The organism is Martinezella miluonensis (assembly GCF_900094545.1).
GTDB classification, from domain to species: domain Bacteria; phylum Pseudomonadota; class Alphaproteobacteria; order Rhizobiales; family Rhizobiaceae; genus Rhizobium; species Rhizobium miluonense.
Map to the genome: position 1 here is coordinate 1 of NZ_FMAH01000094.1, position 3216 is coordinate 3216.

Genomic DNA, 3216 nt, shown 5'->3' on the forward strand with positions numbered 1-3216 from the left:
CCACGCGCTACGACAAAACCAAAACATCATACGCTGCTTTCCTCGCTATCGCCGCCGCTAAGATCTGGTTGCCATACTTTGTCAACATCGCCTAGCCGCAGGCATGATGAGCTCATTTGCAGGTAGGGCTCCTAACCGATCTATCTTACAGGGAATTGCTGGTCATTGACTTTTATCGGTTTCTGCAGGTGCCTATCGGGGATATCCCATCAAAATACTTGCATGACCGATTCTCACGCCGCAGCCGGTTGACGGGATAAGAATCAAGTTGAGATCCGACGAGACGTCATTTCGCGGTTGCGGTTGCCCGCCACCTCGTGATGAATAAACGCTTCGTAAGCCAATAGGATGCGTAGCCGTCGCTTTAATGCCACTCATGACGAGACATTTTTCATTTTCGCGGACCATCTCTCTTGGGTCTTTCGTGATCTGGCTATTCACCGGGGCGCTCGCCATCGCCCTGCTGGCTGCTTTTCAATATAGGTCTGGGCTCTCCGAGCTTTCTGACTGGACGCGGGCGACGGATACGTTCCTCGCCGAAAAGCTGGCGCAGCACGACGCGCATATGACGGCACTTGCTGCTGTCATTCGCATGTCGCCAGCCGAGCCGTCGGCGAGCGTTCAGGGGCTCGCCCAGTCGGTTACGGCCTTTTATCCCCGCATCACCGATATCGCGACGATCCGCATCGACGGAACCACCGCCCGCGCGATTGCCTATGGCAACCCCAATGGACCGGTCATCGAAGCGGGACAATCCGCCGGCGATCTGCCCATACTCGGAAAGCCCGGCGAAACCACTATCCGGCCAATTCCGGAGCGGCATGCCTATGACATATACAAGCTTGTCGAAGCGGGGCGGCTCCTTCGGCTGCGCATCAGCGCCGGCGCGCTTTTGGGCACGGACCGCATTCCTCCGGGATATTCCGTCAGCCTGTCGCTCGGCGATACCGCGCTCTTCACCCAAGCGACAAGTGGCACCTCAATTCTGGACGTGAAGACCAGCCTTTCCGCCAGCAATCCGGGACAGCCGCTGCACCTGTTGATCAGCCGGAGCTTCCGCCTTGGCGAGCTCTTTCCCGTAAGCCTCGTGATTCCCCTGTTGATTGGATCGGCGATATTGGTCTGGCTCGGCGTGCAGTATCGCAATGCGAGCCGAGAGAAGCGGCGGCAGGAGCTGCGCGCCACGCTGCTGGAGCAGGAGGCACGGCTTGCTCATGCTGGCCGGGTGAATGCGCTTGGCGAAATGGCTTCGGGCATCGCCCATGAGCTGACCCAGCCGGTTGCTGCCATGCTGAGCCAGAGCCAAGCAGCGCGGCGGGCTTTGACCCTGGACCGCGCGGACATTCTCGAACAGGCTCTGGACGCCAATATCCGCGAGGCGAAGCGGGCAGGCGATATCCTCGGCCGTATGCGTGCCTATATTTCCGGTGCGGAAGCGCGGATCGAGAAAATGACGTTGGCCGAGGCGCTGAACGGCGCGCTGCGTCTCGTCGAAACGGATCTGGCACGGCAGGGCATCAGACTCGAAACAGCGATCGCCGAGGCCCCCTGCATCGTCGCGATCGATGTCATTTCGTTTCAGCAGGTCATCCACAATCTTATCCGCAATGCCGCCGATGCTGTCGCTGGCTGGCCGGAGGCGCGCATAGCACTCGAGGCTCGGAAGGGAAGGGGACAGGCGATCATTGCGATCTCCGACAACGGACCGGGGATCGATCCTGCCTTGCTCGACCGCATCTTCGAGCCATTCTTTACCACCAAGCCCGACGGTATGGGGCTCGGTCTGCCGCTCTGTGTTCGATTGATCGAAAAGATGGACGGCACGATCGAGGCGCGCAACGACGGCGGCGCCTGTTTTACCATCCGTCTGCCATGCGGAGGGGCAGCATGATCTATCTCGTCGATGACGACGCCTCGGTGCGCGAGGCGCTGACGCTCCTGCTTTCCACCTACGGCAAGAACGTTACGGCATTTCCGGATGCGGCGCATCTGCTTGCGCATATGGACAGAGCGAAGCCCGGCATATTGGTTCTCGACCTGCGCATGCCGGCAATCAGCGGGCTGCAGCTTCTGAAGAAGCTGGCTGAAATGAACATCGGCTGGCCGGCGATCATGATCACCGGTCACGGCGACGTCGAAGCCTGCCGTCGCGCATTCAAGGCTGGGGTGGCGGATTTCCTCGTCAAGCCCGTCGACGAGCATGTGCTGATCGAGGCGATCACGTCCTGCGAGGCCCAACTCGCTGAGCTGCTGGCGCGGCAGGAAACCGGTCGGTTGCTGGATCAGCTCACAGCGAGAGAGCGCGAGGTCATCGAACTTGTCTCAAAGGGCCTGGGCAGCAAGGAGATCGCCGCGGCGCTCGACGTCTCCGTCCGTACGGTAGACAGCCATCGGGCCAGCATCGCCATGAAGCTCGGCACGCCAGCTGTGGCCGAACAGACGCGCATCTGGCTCGGTGCCCATCGGTAATTCTACCGATATGCCTCCGTGGCGGTGCGAATTCCGGCAAAACGATGCTCCGGCTAGATATGCCTTCAGGAAACGCAACACCTTGGAGGTTCCCGAAATGAAAAACGTCGTGCTTTCCCTCGTCCTCGCCACCGCCTTCGCCGTTCCGGCTCTCGCGGACAACACCGTCAAGCAGACCAGCCTCGGAACCGCACTTGCGGTCGATCTTGCCCAGGCCGCCGTTACCGCCTGCTCGGCTGATGGCTACAACGTCGCTGCTGCCGTCACCGACCGTTCCGGCATCCTGTTGGCGCTGGTCCGTGCCGAAAATGCTGGCGCCCATACGGCAAATGCTGCGACCGCCAAGGCCTACACCTCTGCCTCCTCGCGCAACCCGACCAGCGGCATGGCCGAGACCGTCCAGAAGAACCCGGCTGCGGGTGGCCTCGCCGATATTCCGGGGTTCCTGGTGCTTGCCGGCGGCGTTCCGGTGAAGGTGGGCAAGGATACGGTCGGCGCGATCGGCGTCGGCGGCGCACCGGGCGGCAACTTCGACGAAGCCTGCGCAATCAAGGCGCTCGACAAGTTCGCCGACCGTTTGAAGTAAGTTTTCGCTGGAAACACCACAAAGCGCCCGCAAAGCCAAGCTCTGCGGGCGCTCTTCTATGTGGCTTAGCATTACAGTTGCATTTTTGACCTGAGATGCGCTTGCCTTGCTGCGGCTTGGTGTGCCCGTCGCCAAAGCGACCATGCGATGACGGCTGAAGG

3 protein-coding genes and 1 pseudogene are annotated in these 3216 nt (G+C 60.9%); all 4 read left to right on the forward strand.

What is annotated here, in order from left to right; genetic code table 11:
• Positions 1-95: pseudogene (locus GA0061102_RS34160) on the forward strand (IS5 family transposase); the annotation flags it as partial.
• Positions 96-424: 329 nt separating this feature from the next.
• A complete protein-coding gene (locus GA0061102_RS32375; protein ID WP_159432236.1) occupies positions 425-1891 on the forward strand; it encodes a sensor histidine kinase in 1467 nt (488 codons plus the stop codon).
• Entirely contained in the window at positions 1888-2469 is a 582-nt protein-coding gene (locus tag GA0061102_RS32380) for a response regulator transcription factor (protein WP_092856865.1), read from the forward strand. Before GA0061102_RS32375 ends, GA0061102_RS32380 begins: the two co-directional genes overlap by 4 nt.
• Before the next feature lie 97 nt (positions 2470-2566).
• Positions 2567-3055, forward strand: coding sequence for a GlcG/HbpS family heme-binding protein (locus GA0061102_RS32385; protein ID WP_092856868.1), 489 nt, complete (start codon positions 2567-2569; stop codon positions 3053-3055).
• Positions 3056-3216: the final 161 nt, after the last annotated feature.

Coding starts and splice junctions, on each gene's coding strand:
- GA0061102_RS32380 (WP_092856865.1), top strand. CDS start 1,888: ATGATCTATCTCGTCGATGACGACGCCTCGGTGCGCGAGGCGCTGACG.
- GA0061102_RS32385 (WP_092856868.1), top strand. CDS start 2,567: ATGAAAAACGTCGTGCTTTCCCTCGTCCTCGCCACCGCCTTCGCCGTT.